General features: G+C 66.9%; 15 protein-coding genes. 6 read left to right on the top strand and 9 right to left on the bottom strand.

What is annotated here, in order from left to right; genetic code table 11:
* Position 1: 1 nt before the first annotated feature.
* The 6 genes from AC5LXK_RS26080 to pdxR all read right to left on the bottom strand — a co-directional run bounded on the left by AC5LXK_RS26080 (position 2) and on the right by pdxR (position 9,527).
* Positions 2-769, bottom strand: a complete 768-nt coding sequence (locus AC5LXK_RS26080; protein ID WP_493391562.1) for a sulfite exporter TauE/SafE family protein — start codon at positions 767-769, stop codon at positions 2-4.
* Positions 766-1,800, bottom strand: coding sequence for a phosphate acetyltransferase (gene pta, locus AC5LXK_RS26075; RefSeq protein ID WP_493391561.1), 1,035 nt, complete (start codon positions 1,798-1,800; stop codon positions 766-768). Before pta ends, AC5LXK_RS26080 begins: the two co-directional genes overlap by 4 nt.
* 120 nt (positions 1,801-1,920) lie before the next feature.
* Positions 1,921-3,738 carry a sulfoacetaldehyde acetyltransferase gene (gene xsc, locus AC5LXK_RS26070; RefSeq protein ID WP_493391560.1) on the bottom strand — a complete coding sequence of 606 codons (1,818 nt, stop codon included), beginning with the start codon at positions 3,736-3,738 and terminating at the stop codon, positions 1,921-1,923.
* A gap of 171 nt (positions 3,739-3,909) precedes the next feature.
* Positions 3,910-4,308: a nuclear transport factor 2 family protein gene (locus AC5LXK_RS26065; RefSeq protein WP_493391559.1), complete on the bottom strand. Its 399-nt coding sequence runs from the start codon at positions 4,306-4,308 to the stop codon at positions 3,910-3,912.
* A gap of 359 nt (positions 4,309-4,667) precedes the next feature.
* Positions 4,668-7,553: a GH92 family glycosyl hydrolase gene (locus AC5LXK_RS26060; protein WP_493391558.1), complete on the bottom strand. Its 2,886-nt coding sequence runs from the start codon at positions 7,551-7,553 to the stop codon at positions 4,668-4,670.
* Between the two features lie 447 nt (positions 7,554-8,000).
* Entirely contained in the window at positions 8,001-9,527 is a 1,527-nt protein-coding gene (pdxR, locus tag AC5LXK_RS26055) for a MocR-like pyridoxine biosynthesis transcription factor PdxR (protein WP_493391557.1), read from the bottom strand.
* Between the two features lie 266 nt (positions 9,528-9,793).
* Between pdxR and AC5LXK_RS26050 the strand changes: the two genes are divergently transcribed.
* Together AC5LXK_RS26050 and phnY are read left to right on the top strand one after the other, a co-directional pair.
* Positions 9,794-10,135, top strand: a complete 342-nt coding sequence (locus AC5LXK_RS26050) for a GNAT family N-acetyltransferase (protein ID WP_493391556.1) — start codon at positions 9,794-9,796, stop codon at positions 10,133-10,135.
* A 59-nt stretch (positions 10,136-10,194) separates the two neighbouring features.
* Positions 10,195-11,649 carry a phosphonoacetaldehyde dehydrogenase gene (gene phnY / locus AC5LXK_RS26045; RefSeq protein WP_493391555.1) on the top strand — a complete coding sequence of 485 codons (1,455 nt, stop codon included), beginning with the start codon at positions 10,195-10,197 and terminating at the stop codon, positions 11,647-11,649.
* A gap of 43 nt (positions 11,650-11,692) precedes the next feature.
* Here phnY and AC5LXK_RS26040 read toward each other — a convergent pair whose 3' ends face one another.
* On the bottom strand, positions 11,693-13,939 hold the full coding sequence (locus tag AC5LXK_RS26040) for a TonB-dependent receptor (RefSeq protein ID WP_493391554.1): 2,247 nt from the start codon (positions 13,937-13,939) through the stop codon (positions 11,693-11,695).
* A gap of 323 nt (positions 13,940-14,262) precedes the next feature.
* On the opposite strand from AC5LXK_RS26040, the gene AC5LXK_RS26035 reads away from it, so the two are divergent.
* Entirely contained in the window at positions 14,263-15,327 is a 1,065-nt protein-coding gene (locus AC5LXK_RS26035) for an asparaginase (protein ID WP_493391553.1), read from the top strand.
* A gap of 105 nt (positions 15,328-15,432) precedes the next feature.
* Here the strand turns inward: AC5LXK_RS26035 and AC5LXK_RS26030 are convergent, their stop codons facing one another.
* The gene (locus tag AC5LXK_RS26030) at positions 15,433-16,407 is read right to left on the bottom strand and encodes a LysR family transcriptional regulator (RefSeq protein ID WP_493391552.1); all 975 of its coding nucleotides are present in this window, start codon (positions 16,405-16,407) and stop codon (positions 15,433-15,435) included.
* A 141-nt stretch (positions 16,408-16,548) separates the two neighbouring features.
* Between AC5LXK_RS26030 and AC5LXK_RS26025 the strand changes: the two genes are divergently transcribed.
* Both AC5LXK_RS26025 and AC5LXK_RS26020 read left to right on the top strand, forming a co-directional pair.
* The gene (locus tag AC5LXK_RS26025) at positions 16,549-17,955 is read left to right on the top strand and encodes an aspartate ammonia-lyase (protein ID WP_493391551.1); all 1,407 of its coding nucleotides are present in this window, start codon (positions 16,549-16,551) and stop codon (positions 17,953-17,955) included.
* Between the two features lie 77 nt (positions 17,956-18,032).
* The gene (locus AC5LXK_RS26020) at positions 18,033-19,538 is read left to right on the top strand and encodes an amino acid permease (RefSeq protein ID WP_493391550.1); all 1,506 of its coding nucleotides are present in this window, start codon (positions 18,033-18,035) and stop codon (positions 19,536-19,538) included.
* Positions 19,539-19,590: 52 nt separating this feature from the next.
* Here AC5LXK_RS26020 and AC5LXK_RS26015 read toward each other — a convergent pair whose 3' ends face one another.
* Positions 19,591-20,274 (bottom strand): alpha/beta hydrolase, encoded by a 684-nt coding sequence (locus tag AC5LXK_RS26015; protein ID WP_493391549.1) that lies wholly within the window; start codon positions 20,272-20,274, stop codon positions 19,591-19,593.
* Between the two features lie 521 nt (positions 20,275-20,795).
* On the opposite strand from AC5LXK_RS26015, the gene AC5LXK_RS26010 reads away from it, so the two are divergent.
* On the top strand, positions 20,796-23,180 hold the full coding sequence (locus AC5LXK_RS26010) for an MCP four helix bundle domain-containing protein (RefSeq protein ID WP_493391548.1): 2,385 nt from the start codon (positions 20,796-20,798) through the stop codon (positions 23,178-23,180).
* Positions 23,181-23,188 lie beyond the last annotated feature (8 nt).

Genomic DNA, 23,188 nt, shown 5'->3' with positions numbered 1-23,188 from the left:
GTCAGGCGCGATGCAGCAGCGGCGGCAGCGACGTCGCGATCAGCCCGGCGCCGATCGCCATCAGCACGCCGAACGCGATCCGGCGCAGCGCGACCGGCGACAGCGGCGGAGGGTAATGCCGGCCGGCGACCGTCGTCAGCATCACGACCGGCATCGCGAGCGCGGCCAGCAGCCAGATGTCGCGATCGAGCTGGCCTTCGCATGCGCTGTACAGCACGCGCGTGGCGGAGGTCGTCGTGAACAGCACGATCAGCGCGCAGCGGATCTGCACGAGCGTCAGCGGCTGCCGGTAGAACTGGAAGATCAGCGGCGGGCCCGACACGCCGAACATCCCGCTCAGCAGCCCGCCGAACAGGCCGCTGACGAAGAAGCTGCGGTTGTCCGAGCGTTCCGTCAGCGGTGCCGGGCGTAGCGCCGCGCTCAGGCCGCCGTACAGCACGACCACGCCGAGGATCAGCTGCAGCAGGTCGGCCGCCGAGCGGCTCAGGCATTCGAGCAGCAGCACGCCGGCGACGACCGACGGCAGGATGCCGAGCGTCGCCGCGCCGACCGCGCGCCAGTCGATGTGGTGCAGCCGGCCCGGCAGCGCGGTCGCGCCGTTCGCGAGCGATACGACGCTCATCAGCGTGGCGACGGTGGCGAGCGGTGCAAGCCCGAACCCGCTCGTCGCGCCCATCACGATCATCCCGAGCCCGAAGCCCGTGACGGTCTGGAAATAGCTGCCGGCGCCGATCACCGCGATCAGGATCGCCAGTTTGTCGGCCGTCATGCGTGCGCGGCCTCGCCGGTCGCGGCGCGCTGCGCGGCCGCCTGCGCCTGTACGGTAGTCGCCGCGATCACGTGATACACGTCGTCGGCGCTGCAGCCACGCGACAGGTCGTTCGCGGGCCGTCGCAGCCCCTGCAGCAGCGGGCCGACGGCCTTCGCGCGGCCGATCCGCTCGGCGAGCTTGTAGCCGATGTTGCCGGCCTCCAGGCTCGGGAACACGAGCACGTTCGCGTGGCCGCCCACCTGCGAATGCACGATCTTGCGTTCGGCGATTTCCGCGACGATCGCCGCATCGAGCTGCACGTCGCCGTCGATCGCGAGCGCGGGGCGCAACGCGCGGACGCGCTCGGTCGCGGCCGTCACCTTGTCGACCGCCGCGTGATGCGCGCTGCCGCTCGTCGAGAACGACAGCATCGCGACGCGCGGCGCCTCGCCGAGCAGCGCGTGCGCGCTGTCGGCGGCGGCCATCGCGATCTCGGCGAGCTGGCCGGCATCCGGATCGACGACCAGCGCGCAATCGGAGAAGATCAGCCCGCCCTTGATCGTGTGGAACGGCTCGCACAGCATCATCAGGAAGAAGCTCGACACGATCCGGAAGGCCGGATCGACACCGATCAGCTGGATCGCCGCGCGCACGACGTCGGCCGTGGCATGCACGGCACCGGCGACCGAGCCGTCCGCGTCGCCGAGCCGCACCATCAGGTTCGCGTGGCAGAGCGGGTCGAGCACCGCGTCGCGCGCGGCGTCGACCGTCATGCCCTTGCTCTTGCGCAGCGCATGCAGCGTGTCGGCATACGTGTCGCGTTGCGGCGCGGTGGCCGGATCGACGAGCGTCATGCCGTCGACGTCGATCGCGTCGCGCGCGGCCGCCGCATGGATGGCTGCGCGGTCGCCGACGAGCACGATGCGGGCGATGCCGTCGCGCGTCGCGCGCGCGGCGGCCTGCAGCACGCGCGGATCGTCGGCTTCGCACAGCGCGATGCGCATCGGCTGGCGGCGCGCGGATTCGAGAATGCGGTCGAGGGCTTTCATCGGGAGTTCGAAGTAAAAAGGCCGGATGCGGCGGCCCGCACGGGGCACGGCGTCCGGCCGGAGGGCCGGCCGCGCGAGAGGGGCGCGCGGCCGGCAGCGGAGTGCGTCAGCGACGCGGCATCACACGTAGTCCTTGTACTTGTCGAGCATGCGCACCGGCTTCGACAGCGCATCGCGACGGAACGGATCGCCGAGTTCACGCGTGCACATGATCTCGATGATCGTCGTCTTGCCTTCGTTCATCTGCATGTCGATCGCGCGCTTGAGCGCCGGGCCTACGTCCTCGAGGCGGTCGACCGTGATCCCTTCGGCGCCCATCGCCCGCGCAATCTCCGCGAAGCTCTGGTTGTCGAGTTCGCCGGCGACGAAGCGGCGGTTGTAGAAGTCGACCTGGTTCTTCTTCTCCGCGCCCCATTGACGGTTGTGGAACACGACGGCCGTCACTGGAATGTTGTGACGCACGCAGGTCATCGTTTCCATCAGGCTCATGCCCCACGCGCCGTCGCCCGCATACGACACGGCCGGGCGGTGCGGCGCGGCGACCTTCGCGCCGATGATCGTCGGGAACGCATAGCCGCAGTTGCCCCAGCTCATCGCCGCGAAGAAGCTGCGCGGCTTGTTGAAGCGCAGGTAGCTGTTCGCGACCGAGTTGATGTTGCCGATGTCGGTCGACACCATCACGTCCTCCGGCATCGCTTTTTCCAGCTCGCGCAGCACCTGGCGCGGATGCAGGTAGCGGCCGCCGGTGAAGGTCTTCTCGTGCTTCTGCTCGTCGATCATGTCGAGGCTGTATGCGTCGCGCTCGTGCGTCCAGTCGTCGAGTTCCTTTTCCCACGCGGCCTTCTCGGTCGCGATCTGGTCGGCGCGGTCGCCGCGCGAGCCGTCGCTCGCGAGCGTGCGGCCTTCGAGGCGCTGCGCGAGCGCGACGGCGGCTGCCTTCGCGTCGCCGCAGATGCCGACCGAGATCTTCTTCACGAGGCCCAGCATCTTGTGATCGGCATCGATCTGGATGATCTTCGCGTCCTTCGGCCAGTAGTCCATCCCGTGCTGCGGCAGCGTGCCGAACGGCCCGAGGCGCGAGCCGAGCGCGATCACGACGTCCGCGCGCGACAGCAGCTTCATCGCGGCCTTCGAGCCCTGGTAGCCGAGCGGGCCGCACCACAGCGGATGGTTCGCCGGGAACGAGTCGTTGTGCAGGTAGCTGTTGACGACCGGCGCGCCGAGGCGTTCGGCGAGCGCCTTGCATTCCTCGATCGCGTCGGCCATCACGACACCGCCGCCCGAGATGATCACCGGGAATTTCGCCTGCGCGATCAGCTCGACCGCGTCGTCGAGGCTCTGTTCGCCGCCTGCGCCGCGATCGAGCCGGCGCGGTTGCGGGATCTCGACCTTGACCTTGCCGTAGAAGTAGTCGCGCGGAATGTTCAGTTGCGTCGGGCCCATCTCGGCCTGCGCGCGGTCGAAGCAGCGCGCGGTGAATTCGGCCATCCGCGCCGGGTGCGTGACGTGGCCCTGGTATTTCGTGAATTCCTGGAACATCGGCAGCTGGTTCGCTTCCTGGAAGCCGCCGAGGCCGATGCCCATCGTGCCGGCTTCCGGCGTGACGATCACGACCGGGCTGTGCGCCCAGTACGCGGCGGCGATCGCGGTCACGCAATTGCTGATGCCGGGGCCGTTCTGGCCGATCACGACGCCGTGGCGGCCCGACACGCGTGCATAGCCGTCCGCCATGTGGCCCGCGCCCTGTTCGTGCACGACCGGGATCAGCCGGATGCCGGCCGGCGCGAAGATATCCATCGCATCCATGAACGCGGAGCCCATGATGCCGAACATGTCGGTCACGCCGTTGGCCGCGAGGGTCTCGACGAAGGCTTCGGACGGCGTCATGTCCTGCGGGCCGCTGGTCGATGCACGCAGGGAAGTGGATTGTTCGCTCATGGGTTGTCTCCGATTGTTCAATTAACGGAACGTCTTGTTCCAGATGCTATTTGCCGGGAAAAACCGGTCAAGTCATTCCGCCCGCTGCCGGGGAATGTGGAATGAAATGAAATGATTCGTTTCAAAATACGTGCCGGACAGGATGGCCAAGCCGGCGCGCGGGGCACGCGCTCAGGCCGGCTGTTTCGGCCGCTCCTTGCGGAACGCGCGCTTGACGGCGATCAGCCCGTCGCGGAATTCGAACAGGTCGCAGCCTTCGGCCTCGATGCGCCAGCCTTCGGCGTGCGTGCCGGTGAACACCCATTCGGATACGCCGCACTCGCCGGCGACGGTGTGGCGGCCGTGACCCCAGTGCGCATCGGGGAAGGTCTTGAACACGGCTTCGAACGCGGCGCGCACCGCGTCGCGACCGACGAAGCGGGTGCCGTGGATATCGGGGCCGCCGGCCGCGTCGAACACGCAGTCCTCGGTCATGAAGCCCATCAGGGCGTTGGCGTCATGCCGGTTGAAGGCGTCGGAAAATGCCGCGAGCGTGGCGGCCGTGACGGGGGCGGTGAGCGTGTCGGACATAACGTGTCTCCTGTCGAGTGGTAGTCGGTGCGCAAGACGCTGGCGCGCATGCGGTACGCGGTATCGACACGTTAGTGAGCGCTCGTTTTTGACGGTAGCGCCAGTTCGGGGGATTCGGTTGGGCCAGCGGCGGAAGCCGGACCGATGGGCCGGCTTGCCGGTGCACCGTGGGGTGCGTTGACGCGCATCGATGACAGTTGTCGACGCGGAGCGACGGGCAGCAAGATCGGCACGCAGGTGCGTATCGCCAAACCGTTGCAGTTGGGCGATGACGTCATCGCGGCCGGGGATCGCGCGGCAGCGGTGACGGCCGGCGAGGGGGCATCGGAACGCACGATGCCCCCTCGGTCATGCGTGCGTCAGGACGCCGTCATGCCGATGCCGAACACGTGCATCTTGCCGGCGCTCACCTGGCGCGGCAGCACGATGCTCGTCACCACCTTGCCGGGCGGCACGGGAATCTTCTGCGCGAAGATGTAGGTCTTGACGTTGTCCTGCTGGCCGCTGCCGGTGTTGCGGTAAGCCATCGTGACGGCGACCGCCGCGCCGGGGTGTGCGCTGCCGCCGTTCAGGGTCCAGTCGTCGAACGCCAGTGTGACGGCCTGGCTCGAGCCGTCCGCGAAATTCAGCTGCGCGGTGCCGCTGCTCGGGCCATTGTTGGCCGAGCCGAGCACCACCACGCCCGTGCCGGCCGATCCCGGCGGCAGCATCACGGTCTGGCCGACGGTCACGGTGTTGTCGAGCGACAGCGGCCCGCCCGCCACCGCGACGCTGGCGCCGGCCACTGCGAACGGTTTGCCGGGCTGCACGCCCGCTGCCGCCAGCGCATTCAGCGAGTAGCTGAACAGGCTGCCGTCGAAATCCGCGCCCTGGCCGTCGGTATTGGTCGCGCCGTCCGCGCTGAAGCCGCGATTGTTGTAGCTGTCGGCCGCATTGAGCGCGACCGGCACGCCGAACGACGGCGGCTGCTTCCGGCTGCCCCACTGCGACGGCGCGCTGCCCATCGCGAAGCGCAGCGTCGCGCCGTTGGCGATGTCGTCGTAGGCGACCCACGGCACGTCATGGGCGCGGCCGTTGATCGACAGCGACTGCACATAATTGGACGCGGGCGCTCCCTCGGCGCGAATCCGCCAGGTGCGGCCGTTGCCGAGCCGTACGTCGATCTGCGGGAACTGCGGGCTGCCGATCGCGAGGCCCGCCACGCCGGGAATCTGCGGATACAGGCCCAGCGCGCCCCAGACATACCAGCCCGACACGGCGCCGAGGTCGTCGTTGCCCGGCAGGCCGTCGGGGCCGGTGCCGAACGCGCTGCCGAGGATCTGCTGCACCACGCGCTGCGTGCCCGACGGCTGCGCGGCCCAGTTGTAGAACCAGGGCACCTCGAAAGTCGGCTCGTTGCCCATGTAGAAGTTGGGCAGGCTCATGCCCGCATTGAGCACCGTGAAGAACTGGTCGAGCCGCGACGTGACCGCCGCGTTGCCGCCGAGCTGCGCGAACAGGCCGGCGCCGTCGTACGGCACCATCCACGTGTACTGCTCGGCATTGCCTTCCACATAGTTGTCGCCGCTGCTGGGCGTCTCGGGAATCCATGCGCCGTTCGACTGGCGCGCCGCGATCAGCGGCGGCGTCAGCGCGGTGTTGAGCAGGTTCTGCCAGTAGGCGGAGCGGCTCAGCAGCATGCGCTGCGTGGCGGTATCGCCGAGTGCCCCGGCGAAGCGCGAGATCGCGAAATCGCTGCCCGTGTATTCGAGCGTGGACGATGCCTGTCCCCACTCGCCGCCGGTGATGTAGCCGGTCTGCAGGTAGCTCGCGCGGCCGCCGTTGGTGGTCACGTTGTTGCAGGCCGTGCCGGGGAGGTTCGCCATCTTCACCATGTGCTGCAGGGCGGACCGCGTATCGAAGCGCCGCGCGCCGAACGCATAGGCATTGGAGACGATCAGCGAACCGGCGTCGCCGGGCATCACGCCGTCCTCGACGTTGTCGTTGACCCAGTGCGGAATCGCGCCGCATTGATCCGCGTCGTTGATCAGCGACTGGATCATGTCGCTGGTTTCGGACGGGTTGAGGATCGCTTTCAGCTGGATCAGCGAGCGGTAGATGTCCCAGCCCGAGAACGACGAATACTGCGCGTGCTGGCCTTTGGCGACCTGATGCACGGTATTGTCGAAGCCGATGTACTGGCCGTTCACGTCGCTGAAGGTGCTGGGTGCCCACAGCGCGTGATAGAGCGCCGTATAGAATTTCTTCTTCGCGTCGAGCGTGCCGCCCGCCACGCGGATGCTGTTGAGGCGGTCGTTCCAGATGCGGTCGGCCTGCGTGCGTACGCCCGCGAAGTCCCAGCCGCGATTTTCCGCGTCGAGGTTGGCTTTCGCGTTGGCGACGCTGACGTAGGAGAGGCCGATCTTCATCCTGACCGTCTGGCCGGAGCGGAAGCCGAGCTGGGCCACGCCGTGCGAAATCGAGGCCGACGTGAAGGCGTGGTCGAAGGCGGCGTAGAAGTAGACGGGGACCGGCACCGAGTTGCCGCAGAAGCCGCCGCCGATCGTGCTGCCCGAGATGGTGCTGTCGGAATCCTGCGTAATGGCGCCGGTGGTCGACGTCTTGGTGTTGGTGCGGGTCGCGTCGAGCACCAGCAGCGCGGGTTTGCCGGCCGGGTACGCGAACTGGCCGAAGCCGGTGCGCAGGGTGGCGGTCAGCTCGACCTTGATCTGCGAGTCGAGCAGCACGGAATAGTAGCCCGGTTTCGCCGTTTCGTTCGCATGACTGAAGGTCGGAGTGAGCTGCGCCGGGTCGGTGGTCGGCATGACCGGGAATTCGCCGTTGTTGCCGCTGCAACCGGCACCCGGCATGTGCGTCAGGCTGAAACCCTGGATCGAGTGGATGTCGTAGTAGTAGCCGGCGGGCGAGTTCGGTTCCTGGCTGCTGTTCGGCGCCGGCGTGGTGTTGGTGTCGGGCGCCCACTGCACCATGCCCGACGGCAGGCCGGCGGCCGGTTCGACGCTGCCGGCCTGTCCGGCCGGTACCGGGTTCGGCGAATTGCTCGCGAGCGTGCCGATCAGCGGATCGACATACTGCGTCAACGACAGGCTGCGGTTGTCGTCGAGCCGGGTCGTATCGGCCGCGGTGTCCGACGGACGTGCGGCCAGTACCGACGCCGCGGCCCCGTCGCTGCCGTCGCCGCCTCCGCACCCGCTCAACGCGCACGTCGCGGCCACGATTGCCGCGAGCGTCGTGAATCGAATCATGATCGCCCCCTCCGGTTGTCCACGCACTTTTTTCTTTGGCAATCCAGCCGATCGAACCATCGGTTCGTCGTGGCTCGTTGCCGTCTTTCAGCGTCGTAACACTAGGATTTGGATGAATCCGTTGTCAACGGGAATGGAAGGGTTGTAATGTTTTTATTGGTTTTACTAAACGAATCGAAACGGGACGAATCCCGGCGATGTCGTGTTGAAGTTTCGCTGCAGCGGCAGGCGGGCGCGAGCGATGCACGTCGTGCTCGGTGAAGCAACGGAGAACGGCTCGGCGGTCGAATCGACGCATCCTGCGTTCGTGCCTGTCATGCATCGATGCCCGAGAGGCAGTCCGCAAGCGTGCGGCCGTGCGTTACCCCGCAGGGGGATTCCGGCCGATCGTCGAAACGGGCTTTACGACCTGCGCGGCGCCGGCGCACGACGCCTTTTCGCCTCCGCTCAGGCGTCCGGCCGTTGGGCCCGCACACACTGCGCAAGTGCCCGTACGCCCGGTTCGATCCGGTCGAGCGGAATCGCGGAGAAACCCATCCGGAAGCAGCGGCGCGCATCGCTGTCGTCGTTCATGAAGAACACGCCCCCGGGCTCGATCAGGATCCCGGCTTCCTGCGCATCCGCCACAAGCCGCGCCGCGTCGAGCCACGGCGGCCCTTCGACCCAGCACGATGCGCCGCCCGTCACGCGGACGTGCCGCGCTTCCGGCAGATGCGTGTCGAGCGCGGCCATCAGCGCCTGCGAGCGTTCGCTGTACGCATGCGCGAGCCGGCGCAGCAGCGCGTCGTGATGGCCGAGCGCGAGGAAGGTCGCGAACGCGCGCTGGATGTACGCGACCGGGTGGCGCACCATCAGCCGCCGCAACGCGCGCAGCTCGCGGATCAGCTCGCGCGGCCCGACCACATAGCCGAGCCGCAGGCCCGGCGCGAACGTCTTCGACAGGCTGCCGACGTAGATCACGCGGTCGGCCGTGTCGAGGCTCTTCAGCGCCGGATGCGGCGTGCCGGAGAACGTGTTCTCGCTCTCGTAGTCGTCCTCGATGATCACGAAGTCGTGCTGTTGCGCGCAATCGAGCAGCGCGCGGCGGCGCTCGACCGGCATCGTCGCGGTCGTGGGGCACTGGTGGCTCGGCGTCACGTACACGTAGTCGCAGCGCGACAGCGTGTCGCCGAGCGCATCGGGTGCGATCCCGTGGCCATCGACGGGCAGCGGCAGCAGCCGCGCGTTGCGGTTTTCGAAGATGTTGCGCGCGTCCGGATAGCCGGGATTCTCGAAGCCGACCGTCGTGTGCTTGCCGCACAGCAGATCCGCGATCAGGTACAGCGCCTGCTGGCAGCCGTTCGTGACGACGATCTCGTCGGGCATCGCGAACACGCCGCGCCGCGGCAGCACGCGCGTGCGGATCTGCTGGATCAGCGATTCGTCGTCGCGCTCGATCAGGTCGGGCGCCCAGTTGCGGATCTCCATCACCGACAGCGCCTTCAGGCAGCATTCGCGCCAGTCGTTGGTCGGGAACAGCGACTGGTCGAACTGCCCGTAGATGAACGGGAATTCGTAGTGCTGCCAGTTCGCGGGCTTCACGATGTTGCGCTGCCTCGACGGCGGATGCGCGATGCGTTGCTCCCACGCGGGGCGACCCGGCGCGTTGCCTTCGTCGCCGGGCTTCGCATCCGGTTTGGCGGCCGCGAAGCCCGGCACGCCTTCGAGCATCTTCGGGTTCACGAAGTGCCCGCTGCGCTCGCGCGAGATCAGGTAGCCCTCTTCGACGAGCATCTGGTACGCGAGCACGACGGTGTTGCGCGCGACGCCGAGCTGGTCGGCAAGCTCGCGGCTCGACGGCAGCGCGGCATCGGGCGCGAGCTGGCCGTCGAGGATCGCGGCCACCAGCATGCGCCGGATCTGGTCCTGCAGGCTCGACGCCGACGACCGCCGGAACTGCTGGGCCCATAAGGCGGTCGGGGTACGACTCGGCATGCTTCCTCCTGTGATCGGTACGGGGAACGCGAGGCGGTGCGCGCGATGGCGGCGCAGGCCCGCGAGGGGCGCGGTGTCGCGAGAATACGCGCGCCGCGCCGCGGATGTGGACTCAATGAAATGTGTCGTCTGGCACTACTGCGTGCCGACGTGGCAAGACGATACTCAACTCGTCGCGCCCGGACGATCCGGATAACTCCCCGGTACGTGGGCGCAGGGAGGCGTGCGCGCGTTGCGTTCACCCCTGTCGTCATCCGGAGGCCGCCATGCACGTCGTCGTGTTCAGGGATCGCTGCGAGCGCGTGATCCGCATCGTGTTCGACGATGCGCGTGCGACCGCGGTTGCCTATCGCGACGACGAGGCGATCGGCGAGCTGGGTATCGACGCCGATGACGGCGGTGCCGTGCGATCGCCGTCGCTCGCCCGGCTGTACGTCGAACCCGCCTACCGGCGCAGCGGCATCGCGCACACGCTGCTGGCGTGTGTGTCGCGCGAGTTCGGGCGGCCGATCCGCATCGACACCGGTGCGCGCGAATGGCCGGATTCGCCGGCCTGGGCGACGCTGTGCCGATGCCTCGAATACGAAGGGCTGGTCGTGGTTCGCTAGCGCGCGCCGCGGCACCCGATAGCGTGGCCACGACCACGCATCACGACAACGGAGACGACATGAGCACGGTCCTGAAGCCGATTCCCGCATCCGATGTGCGGCACGAAGCGTTGCGCATCGACGGGCAGCGCGTGTGGCGCGACGCGATCATCGACGTGCGCAACCCGTACGACGGCACGCTGGTCGGCACCGTGCCGAAGGCGACGCTGGACGACGTGCGCCGCGCGTTTGCGGTCGCGCGTGCGTACCGGCCGACGCTCACGCGCCACGATCGCGCGGCGATCCTGCGCCGCGCGGCCGACATCGTGCGCTCGCGCACGGCCGAGATCGCGGCGCTGATCACGGCCGAAGCCGGGTTGTGCATCAAGGATTCGACGTACGAAGCGGGCCGCGTGGCCGACGTGCTGACGTTCGGCGCCGGCGAAGTGCTGAAGGACGACGGGCAGATCTTCTCGTGCGACCTGACGCCGCACGGCAAGAAGCGCCGCGTGTACACGCAGCGCGATCCGCTGCTCGGCGTGATTTCGGCGATCACGCCGTTCAACCACCCGATGAACCAGGTCGCGCACAAGATCGTGCCGTCGGTCGCGACCAACAACCGGATCGTCGTGAAGCCGTCGGAGAAGGTGCCGCTGTCGTGCTACCTGTTCGCGGACATCCTGTATGAAGCCGGCTTGCCGCCGCAGATGCTGCAGGTGATCACCGGCGACCCGAGGGAGATTGCCGACGAACTGATCACGAACCCGGCGATCGACCTGATCACGTTCACGGGCGGCGTGTCGATCGGCAAGTCGATCGCGTCGCGGATGGGCTACCGGCGCGCGGTGCTCGAACTCGGCGGCAACGATCCGATCATCGTGATGGAAGACGCCGATCTCGACGAAGCGAGCACGCTTGCGGTGTCGGGTTCGTACAAGAACTCGGGGCAGCGTTGCACGGCGATCAAGCGGATGCTCGTGCACGAGTCGGTGGCCGATCGCTTCACCGAGCTGGTCGTCGAAAAAACGCGCGCGTGGTCGTACGGTAACCCGTCCGATCCGTCGGTCGACATGGGCACCGTGATCGACGAAGCGGCCGCGAAGTTCTGCGAGCAGCAGGTGAACGACGCGATTTCGCGCGGGGCGCGACTGCTGGTCGGCAACGTGCGCAACGGCGCGCTGTACTCGCCGACGGTGATCGACCGTGTAACGCCCGACATGCCGCTCGTGAAATACGAGACGTTCGGCCCGGTGTCGCCGATCATGCGCTTCAGCGACATCGACGAAGCGATCCGGATGTCGAACAGCACCGACTACGCGCTGTCGTCGTCGGTGTGCACGAACCGCTTCGACAACATCACGCGTTTCATCACCGAGCTGGAAGTCGGCAGCGTGAACGTGCGCGAAGTGCCGGGCTACCGGCTCGAAGTGACGCCGTTCGGCGGCGTGAAGGATTCGGGGCTGGGATACAAGGAAGGCGTGCAGGAAGCGATGAAGAGCTTCACGAACGTGAAGACGTATTCGCTGCCATGGTGAGCGAGGCAGGGAAGGGCGCATCGCCCTCCCGCTGCCTTGGGCGTTACTGATAGAAGCTGAGCGTGACCATCGCCGAACGGCCCGGCGCCCACGTTGCGTAGATCGGATACGCGCTCGAGTAATACTTCTTGTCGAACAGGTTCTGCACGTTCAGCTGAACGTCCATCGTCTTGTTCACGCGCCACGTCGCGGCCGCGTCGAAACGGGCGTAGCCGGGCGTCCACTTCTTCGTCGTCGCCGACACCGACGCATAGGTCTGGCTCATCACCGTCGCGCCCGCGCCGAGCGTGAGCTTCGGCATCACGTCGTAGCTCGTCCACAGCGTGAAGCTGTGCTTCGGCACCATCACCATCGGCAGGCCCGAGCCGCCCGGATTGCCGGGGCCTGCATCGACCGTGACCGCGTTCAGGTACGTGTAGCCGCCGAATACGTGCCACTTGTCGGTCAGGTTGCCCGCGAAGCCGAGTTCGGCGCCGCGCACGCGCTGCTTGCCGGCGTTGACCGTATGACCGAGCCCGTCGCTGACCTGCGCATTGGTCTTCTCGGTATCGAACAGCGCGGACGTCAGCGAAAGCTGCTGGTCGATCACGTCCCACTTCGCACCGACCTCGATATTGCGCGTGCGCTCGGGCGTCAGGTTCTGGTTGTTCGTCGTGATCTGGTCGGTGCCGCCGCCGAGGCCGCCGTTCGAGCCCGGCGGGTTCGACGAGGTACCGTATGACGCGTACAGGCTCACCGTTCGCACGGGTTTGTATACGAGGCCGAACTGGTAGCTGAACAGGTTCGACGTATTCGACAGATCGGCCACGCCGGCCTGCCTGGCGGTGAGGTCGTAGCGGTCGAAGCGCAGCCCCGCGTTGAACAGCCATTGTTCGGTCAGCTTGACCGTGTCGAAGACGTACGCCGACGCGGTGGTCGTACGCGTATTCGTCGTCGCGCCGGGGAAGCCCTTGTCGCCGTTCAGCACGATGTTGCCGGTCCACGGCATGTTCGGGTTCCAGCCGCCCGCGAGCGGCGTGCAGTTGCCCGGCACCGTGCACGGGCCGCCCGAACGGATGTTGTTGCCCATGGCGTCGGTGACGAGGTACCCCTCGTAGCGATTCTGTTCGAGACTGAATTCGACACCGGCCGTCAACGTGTGCTGCATGCCGAACAGGTTCGTGCGGCCGGTCACCTCCGTCTGGTTCGAGATGCCGTTCGTCGCGTACTTGCCGCTCTTCGCCTGCAGGCCCAGCATGTTCGGGTTCGACGCGAGGATCTGCGGATTCGTCGCCACGTAATCGAGCGTCGAGCGCCCGAACATCGTCGTGTTCTTCAGTTTCCAGTCGTCGTCGAGCTTGTGCTCGACGCGCACTTCGCCGGTGTCGGTCTGCCCGTAGCGGTAGTCGCGCGTATTCAGGCCGAAGAACTGCCCGCGATCGGTCGGCACCGGCGTGCCGCCCGATGCGCGGAACGGCACGCTGAAGTCCGGCATGTCGTACGAGTTCATGTGGTAGTAGCTGACCGTGACGGTGGTCGGCGTATTCAGCCCGAACACGATCGACGGCGCGACGCCCCAGCGCTTGTTGTACACGTCGTTGCGGCCGGCCTGGTTCGCGTCGTGGCCCATCACGTTCAGGCGCACGGCCGTCGTGTCGTTGATCTTGCGGTTCGCGTCGACGGTCGCGCGCTTGTAGCCGTCGGTGCCGAAGCCGATGCTGCTGTTGATGAAGTTGTCGTTCTTCGGCGTCTTCGTGACGATGTCGATGCTGCCGCCCACCGAGCCGCGGCCCGCGTAGACCGAATCGGGGCCCTTGATCACGCTGATCTGCTCGACCGCGAACGTCTCGCGGTTCTGCAGCCCGGAGTCGCGCATCCCGTCGACGAAGATCGAGTTGCGCGATTCGAAGCCGCGGATCACCGGACGATCGGCCGACGGGTTGGCCGCCGCATCGCCGCCGAGGAACGTGATGCCCGGCACCGAGCGCAACGCGTCCGCGAACGACGTGACGTTCTTTTCCTTGATCAGTTGCTCGGGGATCACCGTGACCGAGCGCGGCGTATCGAGCAGCGGCGCGGTGAACTTGTACGACGGCGAGCGCTTCACCTGCATGTCCGACAACGCGGACGACTGGACCGCGATCGTCGGCAGCGTCGCCGGCGCGTCGGCGGAGGGCGCGGGCTGGTCGGCGGCAGGGGCAGGGCGGGCGGCGGGAGCGGTTTCGGCGGAGGCGAGCAGCGGCGTCAGGAAAACGGAGCAGGTCAGCGCCGACACGAGGGCGCGAGGCCTCGTCTTGAACTGGGCAGGCATATCGGAAAGCAGCGGAAGGTTCGATGATCGGGTGCGTTTTCGCGAGGCGGGCCGGGCACCGGCGGAGCATCGGAAGACGTCAATGTAAATGCGTATGATTCGCGTTTGCGATCGCAATTGTACGAATTGATGTCAAATATGTAAACAATTGAATGGTTTTTGTACGAATACGGTCAGGCATTCGTGGGGGCGCGATTGCCTTTGCGCCACGTGCAACACCGCTTTCCATTGCACGCCCGGCGCGCGGCGGCGCCGACTCGCTACACTGCGGTACCGGTTGGACGGGCCCCGGCAGTCAGGCCCGAGCAAGGAGACAAGACACGATGGACACTCCACACACAGCGGTCGTCACGTACCGCGGCAATGCGATCGAGAACACGCACGTCGCCCATGTGGCGGTGGTGGACGCACGCGGCAGGTTGCTGGCCCGGTTCGGCGATCCGTTCCGGATGACGCTCGCACGGTCCGCGGCCAAGCCGGCGCAGGCGCTGTCGGTGATCGAAACAGGCGCGCCGGAGCGTTTCGGTTTCGACGACGCGGACATCGCACTGATGTGCGCGTCACACAGCAGCGAGGACCGCCACATCGAACGCACGCGGACGATGCTCGCGAAGGTCGCCGCGCACGAATCGGACCTGCGGTGCGGCGGCCATCCGCCGTTGTCCGACGCGGTGTACCGCTCGTGGATCAAGCGCGACTACACGCCGACCGGCGTGTGCAGCAACTGTTCGGGCAAGCATGTCGGGATGCTGGCCGGCGCGCAGGCGATCGGCGCGGCCATGGCCGGCTACCATCTGCCCGACCACCCGCTGCAGGTACGCGTGAAGCATGTCGTCGCCGACGCATGCGGGTTGCGCGACGACGAGGTCGACTGGGCGATCGACGGCTGCAACCTGCCGACGCCGGCGTTCCCGCTGGATCGCCTGGCGCGCCTTTATGCGTCGCTGGCCGACGGTGCGGACGCGGTGGACGCGGGCGGCGATGCGCTCACCGAGCGTGTCCGTGCGCTGGCGCGCATTCATCGCGCGATGACGGCCCATCCGGAGCTGGTCGCGGGCGACGGGCGTTATTGCACGGTCTTGATGAACGCGTTCGACGGGCAGGTGGTCGGCAAGCTCGGCGCCGATGCGTGCTACGGGATCGGCGTGCGTGCATCGGAGCGCACGCGGCAGCTTGGCGCGGAAGGTGCACTCGGCATCTCGGTAAAGATCGAGGACGGCAATGTCGACGTGCTCTACATGGTCGTCAGCGAAATCCTCGAGCGGCTGCAGATCGGCACCGCCGCGCAGCGCGCGCAACTAGCCGGCTTCCACCGGCCGCGGATGCTCAACACGCAGGGCGTCGAAACCGGGCACGCGACGTTCCCGTTCGAATTGCAGGCAGCCTGAACGTCGTCATCGCGCCGTTACGGGCTGCGCGCTCGTGATCCGGGCGGCGCGCATCGACACCCGTCCGCTCGCCGATCGACGGAAACGCGAATCCGGACGCGCGGGTTACGCGCGCTCGCCGCGAATTTTCGCGAGTTCCAGCGCCGACAGCTCGCCGATCTGCGCGAGGTGTTCCGCGAGAAAATCCTTCAGCACGCGCAGCTTCGCCGAGCTGCGCCGGTTCGCCAGGTACGCGATGTAGATGTATTCGCCCGTCAGCCGGTTCTGCAGCCGGTAGCGCGGCAGCACGGCTTCGAGCCGGCCGCTCGCGAGCAGGTCGCGCACCAGCCAGATCTCGAACTCCGCGATGCCGAGCCCCGCGCAAGTCGCTTCGAGCAGCAGCTCCGAATGATCGGTGACGAGATTGCCGGCCGGCAGCACGCTGTGCTGCGCGTCGCCGTTCACGAGATCCCAGCGCGGGTCGCCTTCCGGATGTGCGTAGCGCAGGCAGTTGTGGTGCTTCAGGTCGTCCGGCGTCGCCGGGCGGCCGCAGCGATCGAGATAGCCGGGCGTCGCGCACAGGATGCTGTCGTTGCGCGACAGCCGGTGGACGACCAGGTTGTCCAGGTAGTTCTCGCCTTCGTGAATGTCGAGGTCGAAGCCGCCGGCCACGAGGTCGTTGTGATTGTCGGTGAGCCGCACGTCGAGCTGGATCGTCGGATAGCGTGCGAGAAACGGCGCGACCAGCGGTGCGAGATGGCGGCGGCCGAACGCGACCGGTGCAGTGAGCTTCAGCGGGCCGCTCGGCCGCGCATTCAGCTCGGCGACGACGCGCAGCGTGTCGTCGAGATCGGCGATCAGCGTGACCGCGCGCTCCAGATAGATATGGCCGGCTTCGGTGAGCGTCACGCTGTGGGTCGAGCGGTGCAGCAGCGCGACGCCGAGCGCCTCCTCGATCGCCGTGACCTTGCGTGCGACGGTCGACGTCGACACGTGCATCTCCTTCGCGACCGCCGAAAAGCTTCCCGTTTCGACCACTTTCACGAACGCGCGCATTGCGCCGAGGTGATCGATGCCGGTGTCTCTCGCGCCTTTTTTCATGTGATTCTCGCTGTTGCATCCTACGCAAAACCGCTTTCGATAATACAGAGTCGAGCTTGTTTTTGCAAAGGCATAGAATGCGAACCCGTCGCGTCGGGAAGCGGCGCAAGACGAGCGGCACGAGACATTCAGGAGCACACGATGACAGCAAACGGCTTCCGCGTCGAAGCGGATCTTTTAGGTAAACGAAGTATTCCGGACGAAGCCTATTACGGCGTCCATACGCAGCGCGCGAAAGAGAATTTCGACATTTCGGGCCGCACCATTGCGTCGCTGCCGTACTTCGTGATGGCGCTCGCGGCCGTGAAGGAAGCGGCGGCCGATGCCAATTGCGAGCTCGGGCTGTTGCCGCAGCCGTCCCGCGATGCGATCGCCGCCGCGTGCGTCGAGATCCGCGAAGGGCGCCTGCACGACCAGTTCGTCGTCGACATCATCCAGGGCGGCGCCGGCACGTCGACCAACATGAACGCGAACGAGGTGATCTGCAACCGCGCGCTCGAAATCATGGGGCATGCGCGCGGGCAGTACGAATACCTGCACCCGAACGAGCACGTCAACCTCGCGCAGAGTACCAACGACGTCTATCCGACCGCGATCCGGATCGCGACGTGCTTCGCGGTCGAGCACCTGCTCGAAGCGATGGCGCGCCTGCGCGATGCGTTCGCCGAGCGCGCCGACGCGTTCGCCGGCCTGCTGAAGCTCGGCCGCACGCAATTGCAGGACGCGGTGCCGATGACGCTCGGCCAGGAGTTCTCGACCTATGCGGTGATGCTGACGGAGGACATCGCGCGGCTGCAGGAAGCCGGCTGGCTGATTCGCGAGATCAATCTCGGCGCGACCGCGATCGGCACGGGAATCACCGCGCATCCGGAATACGCGGAGAAGGCGCTGGCCGCGCTGCGGCGCATCACCGGGCTCGACCTGAGCACCGCGCCGAACCTGATCGAGGCGACGCAGGATTGCGGCGCGTTCGTGCAGGTGTCGGGCGTGCTCAAGCGGATCGCGGTCAAGCTGTCGAAGATCTGCAACGACCTGCGGCTGCTGTCGAGCGGCCCGCGTGCGGGCTTCGGCGAGATCAACCTGCCGCCGGTGCAGGCCGGCTCGTCGATCATGCCCGGCAAGGTGAATCCGGTGATTCCGGAAGTCGTCAACCAGGTGGCGTTCGAGGTGTTCGGCAATGACCTGACCGTGACCTTCGCGGCCGAGGCCGGGCAGCTTCAGCTCAATGCGTTCGAGCCGGTGATCGCCAGCGCGCTGTTCCGCAGCTTCAGCCATCTGACGGCCGCGTGCACGACGCTCGCGCATCGGTGCGTGAGCGGCATCACGGCGAATCCCGAGCGGCTGCGCGAAACGATGGAGCGCTCGGTGGCGCTCGCGACCGCGCTGAACCCGTATATCGGCTACAAGCGTGCGACCGCCGTCGCCGCCGAAGCGCATGCGACCGGCAAATCGATCCGCGAGATCGTGCTCGAGCGCGAGTGGATGACCGGCGCACAACTCGACGAAGCGCTGCAGCCCGAGGCGCTGATCCGGCCGCGCGCGCTCTGACACCGGCCCGTTCGCGGCCATACCGACAGCGCCCCGGAGCGGGGCGCGACACATCAAAGAAACAACGGAGACAGACGATGAAACACACCAGCGAGCGCCCGGCCGATCCGGCCGGCGGCGCGGATGCCGTTCATGCCGACCCCGATGCGATGTTCGCGTCGCACGAGGCCGGCTACGCGAAGCAGTTGAAGCCGCGGCACGTGCAGATGATCGCGATGGGCGGGGCGATCGGCACCGGGCTCTTTCTCGGCGCGGGCGGCCGCCTGCAAAGCGCGGGGCCGGCGCTCGCGCTCGTGTATCTCGTGTGCGGCGTGTTCGCGTTCCTGATCATGCGCGCGCTCGGCGAGCTGGTGATGCACCGGCCGACCAGCGGCAGCTTCGTCTCGTACGCCCGGGAGTTCATGGGCGAGCGCGCATCGTTCGTCGCGGGCTGGATGTATTACCTGAACTGGGCGACGACCGGCATCGTCGACATCACCGCGGTCGCGATCTACATGAAGTACTGGGCCGTGTTCACCGACGTGCCGCAATGGGTGTTCGCACTCGGCGCGCTCGGGATCGTGTCGGTGATGAACATGATCGGCGTGAAGGTGTTCGGCGAGATGGAGTTCTGGTTCTCGCTCGTCAAGGTCGGCACGCTCGCGGTGTTCCTCGCGGTCGGCGCCGTGTTTCTCGCGAGCGGCCATCCGGTTGCGGGGCAGATGCCGGGGCTTCATCTCGTCGCGGATCACGGCGGAATCTTTCCGCACGGCATCCTGCCGGCCGTGCTGATCGTGCAGGGGGTCGTGTTCGCGTATGCGAGCATCGAGCTCGTCGGCGTGGCGGCCGGCGAGACCGCCGACGCGCGCAAGGTGCTGCCGAAGGCCATCAACAGCGTGATGTGGCGCATTGCGCTGTTTTACGTCGGCTCGGTCGTCCTGCTGACGATGCTGTTGCCGTGGACCGCCTACAGCGCACACGAAAGCCCGTTCGTGACGTTCTTCAGCAAGCTCGGCGTGCCGTACGTCGGCACCGTGATGAACGTCGTGGTGCTCACGGCCGCGCTGTCGAGCCTGAATTCCGGCCTCTATTCGACCGGGCGCGTGCTGCGCTCGCTCGCGATGGGCGGGTCGGCGCCGCGCTTCGTGTCGCGGATGAATGCGCGCGGCGTGCCTTACGGCGGGATCCTGATCACGGTCGCGATCAACGCGATCGGCGTGCCGCTGAACTACATCGTGCCGGCGCAGGCGTTCGAGATCGTGCTGAACATGGCGTCGCTCGGGATCATCACGACATGGGGTTTCATCGTGATGTGCCAGATCCTGTTCCGCCGCGCGGTCGATCGCGGCGAGCTGAAGGCCGTGTCGTTCCGGATGCCCGGCGCGCCGTTCACGTCGTGGCTCACGCTCGCGTTCCTCGTCGGCGTGCTGGTGCTGATGGCGTTCGACTATCCGGGCGGTACATGGACGGTCGCGACGATTCCGGTGGTGGTGCTTGCGCTGGTGGTCGGCTGGAAGCTCGCGAAGCGCGGCGCCGTGCGCGAGCGGGCGGCTGCGATGCCCGCACCCGCGCGTGCCGTCGCCGATCCTGCGCGGAACGTGTGACGGCATGTGCCGGTGGCGCCGGTCCGTTCGCGGGCCGGCTTCGCCGGTGCGGTCAGATCAATCCGGCGCGTTCGCCCACCCATCGGCCGAAATCGCCGGCCATCTCCGCGGTCAGTTCGTGCCCGGCCGCATACAGCCGCGTGTCGTGCGCGACGCCGAGCGCCGTGAGTTTCGCATCGGCGGTGTCGGCCCACGCGACGGGCAGCTTGTCGTCGAAGCGGCCGTGCACGATCAGCGCGTGGAGCGGGCGAAGCGCATCGGGCGGCGCGATCAGCGGATCGATTTCCGGCAGGATGCGCCCGCACAGCACGGCGAATGCAGTCACGTCGGCCGGCGACGTGAGGCCGACGCCAGCACTCATGATGCCGCCCTGGCTGAAGCCGGCGATCACGGTCGGCACGGCAGGTGCCGCGCCGTCCCGCGTACGGAATGCGCGCAGCAGCGCGATCAGCTGCACGCGGCTCGCATCCGCACGAGCCGCATCGATTTCGGGGCCGTTCGGGCCGAAACGCACCGGAAACCACGCATGCTGACCGGGCCCGAACGTGAGCGGCCCGCGCACGAACGCGATTTCGATGCGCGGATCGATCACGTCGGCCACGCTCAGCAGGTTGGTTTCGTTGCCGCCGACGCCGTGCAGCAGCAACAGGCGGGCGGCGGCACGGCCGGTGGCCGGGCGCAACCGGTACTGGAGGCCCGAATCGGGATCGGTGGTCAGCGGCAGGGCATCGGTCATTGCTTGGGTCCGGAAGGGGAGCGATGCGACAGTCTAGAGCGTGCGGACGGGGAGGTGAATCGCCGGGATGCGATTGATTGTTTCCTGACGGGAACGAATCCGGATGCGTGCCTCGGGGCCGGAACGCTCGCACGGGCGATGTATTTTCCGGATCTTTTGCACGCGCATCGCATCACGCATAAAAATATGCCAAAACAAACCGGCTCGCCGATAATGCGCAAACGTTTTACCGGCATTCAATAAAATTGATTTTGCGGAGCATGAATAAAACAATGAATATCCGCTGCTCCGTCGATCCTGCAAACACCGCGCCCGTACCGGCATTGAAGGCCTGAAGTTAACGGCGAATCCGGGAAAAACTTTAGGGTTTTCTTGCCGAAATTATTCATTCCGATTTTCTCAATGATCGATTGATTAACGGTCATCGGACAGTCATACACCATCCCTGATAATTCGGCGCTCACATTCTTTCAATAGACCAAAGGGCGATCGAAGCCGGATCGCTGCGGGGAGCTGTACTCATGACCATCCGTCATCGCATTACGCTGCTAGTCGTCCTGACGTTCTTCGCGCTGTCCGCGATCGGCATCTATGCCGTGTACCAGACACGCAAGAGCGCGTCCGAGGTACGCCAGGTCACCCAGGGAATCGTGCCGAGTGCGCTCGCGTCTGCGGATCTCGTCGCCGAGGTGAAGAACATCCAGATCGCGACGATGACGCTCGTCTACGCGCCCGACGCGAACACCGCCGCGCAGGCGCGTGACGAGCTGAAGGCGAAGCAGGCCGCGCTGCGCGCCGCGCTCGACGTGCAGGCGAAATCGGCGGTGGGCCGCGCGCAGGAAGGCCTCGTCACGCAGGCGAAGGACAGCGCCGCGAACTATTTCGCGGCGATCGACGACACCGTGAAGATGAAGACGGACGGCAAGGCCGAGATGGCGCAGGCCTATCTGTTCGCGAACGTCGCGCAGTATCGCGACGAACTCGAAAGCATCGTCGACACGCTGCGCGTGGAGAAGAACCGCCAGAAGGACGAAGCGATCAGCGCGCTGAACGGGATGCTCGCGACGACGGCAACCGCGATCGCGGGGGTGGCCGGCGCGGTGATCGTGCTGCTGACCGCGCTCGGCTTCGTGCTGTATCGCCAGATCACGCGCCCGCTGATCGGGATGCAGACGGCGATGAGCGAGATCGCGACGAGCCAGGATTTCACGCGCCGCGTGCCGGTGGGCCGGATGGACGAAATCGGCCATTCGATCGTCGCGTTCAACGGGATGATCGAGAAGATCCAGGAGAACGCCGCGCAACTGAAGCAGAAGACGGCCGACATCCAGGCGATGCTGCAGAACATGCAGCAGGGGATCCTGACCGTCGTCGAAGGCGGCGTCGTGCATGGCGAATATTCGGCGTACCTCGAAACCATCTTCGAGACGACCGACATCGCCGGCCGCGACCTGATGGCGCTCGTGTTCGACGATTCGGCGATCGGCGCCGACGCACGCTCGCAGGTCGATGCGGCCGTGCATGCGTGTCTCGGCGAAGACAGCATGAATTTCGAATTCAACGAGCACCTGCTCGTCAACGAAGTCGCGAAGCGGATGCCGGATGGTCGCGAGAAGTGGCTCGACCTGAGCTGGTCGGCGATCACCGACGAGACCGACACGGTCGTGCGCCTGATGCTGTGCGTGCGCGACGTGACCGAGATCCGCGAGCTGACCGCGCAGGCCGGCGAGCAGCAGCGCCGCCTCGAGATGATCGGCGAGATTTTGTCGATCAGCCAGGACAAGTTCCACGACTTCGTGCACAGCGCGAAGGGTTTCCTCAGCGAGAACGAGCGGATGATCCGCCAGCACGAGCGCGCCGATCACTCGATCGTCGCGGCGCTGTTCCGCAACATGCACACGATCAAGGGCAATGCACGCACGTACAGCCTCCAGCACCTGACGAACATCGTCCACGAAGCGGAGCAGGCGTACGAATCGCTGCGCCGCGCGGACGGCGGCCCCGAGTGGAACCGCGACGCGCTGATGGACGACCTGGCGCGCGTGCGCGATGCGGTCGAACACTACGCGACGATCAACGCGGTCACGCTCGGCCGCAGCGGCGAGCCGGCGCAGGGCGCCGATTTCCTGATGGTCGAACGCGCGCACATCAGCGAGAGCCTGCGCGTGCTCGACGGCGCGGATCCCGCGAACGCGCACGACTGGCACGCGGCACGCGACGCCGTGCGCCGCATGCTGAGCCAGCTCGGCACGCAGGGTATCGGCGACGCGCTCGGCGGCGTGATCGAATCGCTGCCGTCGCTCGCGGCCGAACTCGGCAAGCCGGCCCCCGTCGTGCATATCGACAGCCACGGCCATCGCGTGCGCAGCGAGATTGCCGCGACGCTGAAGAACGTGTTCATGCACCTGCTGCGCAACGCGATCGACCATGGCATCGAATCGTCCGAAGAACGGCGCGCGGCCGGCAAGGCGGCGTCCGGCACGATCGACATCGCGGTCGGCGTGGGCAGCGACGAGCTGTGGTTCGTGCTCGGCGACGACGGCCGCGGCCTCGCGCTCGACCGGATTCGCGGCATTGCCCGCGAGCGCGGCTGGATCGATGTCGGCAACGAAGCGGCACTGTCCGACGAAGCGGTCGCCGAGCTGATCTTCCGGCCGGGCTTCTCGACCGCGCAGGCGGTGACCGAAGTGTCGGGCCGCGGTGTCGGGATGGATGCGGTGCGCAACTTCCTGAAGCGCGACGGCGGCGATATCGCGCTGCGCTTCACCGACGATCGCGTCGGCGCGCCGTATCGCGCGTTCGAGACTATCGTGTCGCTGCCGGCGCGCTTCGCGGCGGACGGTGCCGTCCACGGCGCCGCGCACGAGCAGCGCGCACGCATCGCGGATATCGGCGCAGCGGAGTGACGAAGTGA

This window comes from Burkholderia pulmonis, from assembly GCF_984667975.1.
Note: the sequence above shows the minus strand (reverse complement) of the source record. Positions and strands in the feature narration are given on the sequence as shown.

What these genes read in the sequence shown, in the direction of transcription:
- AC5LXK_RS26030 (WP_493391552.1), bottom strand. Translation starts at nt 16,407, where the DNA reads ATGAAAAAAGGCGCGAGAGACACCGGCATCGATCACCTCGGCGCAATG.
- pdxR (WP_493391557.1), bottom strand. Translation starts at nt 9,527, where the DNA reads ATGCCGAGTCGTACCCCGACCGCCTTATGGGCCCAGCAGTTCCGGCGG.
- AC5LXK_RS26020 (WP_493391550.1), top strand. Translation starts at nt 18,033, where the DNA reads ATGAAACACACCAGCGAGCGCCCGGCCGATCCGGCCGGCGGCGCGGAT.
- AC5LXK_RS26035 (WP_493391553.1), top strand. Translation starts at nt 14,263, where the DNA reads ATGGACACTCCACACACAGCGGTCGTCACGTACCGCGGCAATGCGATC.
- AC5LXK_RS26025 (WP_493391551.1), top strand. Translation starts at nt 16,549, where the DNA reads ATGACAGCAAACGGCTTCCGCGTCGAAGCGGATCTTTTAGGTAAACGA.
- xsc (WP_493391560.1), bottom strand. Translation starts at nt 3,738, where the DNA reads ATGAGCGAACAATCCACTTCCCTGCGTGCATCGACCAGCGGCCCGCAG.
- AC5LXK_RS26060 (WP_493391558.1), bottom strand. Translation starts at nt 7,553, where the DNA reads ATGATTCGATTCACGACGCTCGCGGCAATCGTGGCCGCGACGTGCGCG.
- phnY (WP_493391555.1), top strand. Translation starts at nt 10,195, where the DNA reads ATGAGCACGGTCCTGAAGCCGATTCCCGCATCCGATGTGCGGCACGAA.
- AC5LXK_RS26080 (WP_493391562.1), bottom strand. Translation starts at nt 769, where the DNA reads ATGACGGCCGACAAACTGGCGATCCTGATCGCGGTGATCGGCGCCGGC.
- AC5LXK_RS26015 (WP_493391549.1), bottom strand. Translation starts at nt 20,274, where the DNA reads ATGACCGATGCCCTGCCGCTGACCACCGATCCCGATTCGGGCCTCCAG.
- AC5LXK_RS26050 (WP_493391556.1), top strand. Translation starts at nt 9,794, where the DNA reads ATGCACGTCGTCGTGTTCAGGGATCGCTGCGAGCGCGTGATCCGCATC.
- AC5LXK_RS26010 (WP_493391548.1), top strand. Translation starts at nt 20,796, where the DNA reads ATGACCATCCGTCATCGCATTACGCTGCTAGTCGTCCTGACGTTCTTC.
- pta (WP_493391561.1), bottom strand. Translation starts at nt 1,800, where the DNA reads ATGAAAGCCCTCGACCGCATTCTCGAATCCGCGCGCCGCCAGCCGATG.
- AC5LXK_RS26040 (WP_493391554.1), bottom strand. Translation starts at nt 13,939, where the DNA reads ATGCCTGCCCAGTTCAAGACGAGGCCTCGCGCCCTCGTGTCGGCGCTG.
- AC5LXK_RS26065 (WP_493391559.1), bottom strand. Translation starts at nt 4,308, where the DNA reads ATGTCCGACACGCTCACCGCCCCCGTCACGGCCGCCACGCTCGCGGCA.